Genomic DNA, 368 nt, shown 5'->3' with positions numbered 1-368 from the left:
CATTAGGAACACTTCGGAGAGCGGGTAATCGTAAAAAGTCGGGAGACTTTTAGCAACATTATAATTTCTAAGGAATAAAAAAATTGCGCAAAGTCAGAGACATTTGCCCAGCTTTTTATGAGAACTCTTCACGGAGCAGGGGAACTCTTCGCGGAGCGGGCTACACTACCGCAAAACTTTATATTTTTCTTTGAATTATTAAAATAATCCAAATTATAATTCCGAAGATAATTGAGAACACAAAATCACTTGTGTCAAAATTACTAGAATTAAAAACGTATCGAATTCCTACAGAAGCAATACAAGCTATTAAAAGTTTTAAAAACCTATTTTTATTCATAATATACAAATTTCCCTGCTGCGCAAAT

General features: G+C 33.7%; 1 protein-coding gene. It reads right to left on the bottom strand.

Going from position 1 to position 368, the window contains the following annotated elements:
- Positions 1-178: 178 nt before the first annotated feature.
- The coding region (locus BOW55_RS21130) for a hypothetical protein (protein WP_206733646.1) at positions 179-368 on the bottom strand (190 nt) is incomplete at its 5' end.

Origin of the sequence: Flavobacterium sp. YO12, assembly GCF_004119495.1 — a bacterium.
GTDB lineage: Bacteria > Bacteroidota > Bacteroidia > Flavobacteriales > Flavobacteriaceae > Flavobacterium.
Note: the sequence above shows the minus strand (reverse complement) of the source record. Positions and strands in the feature narration are given on the sequence as shown.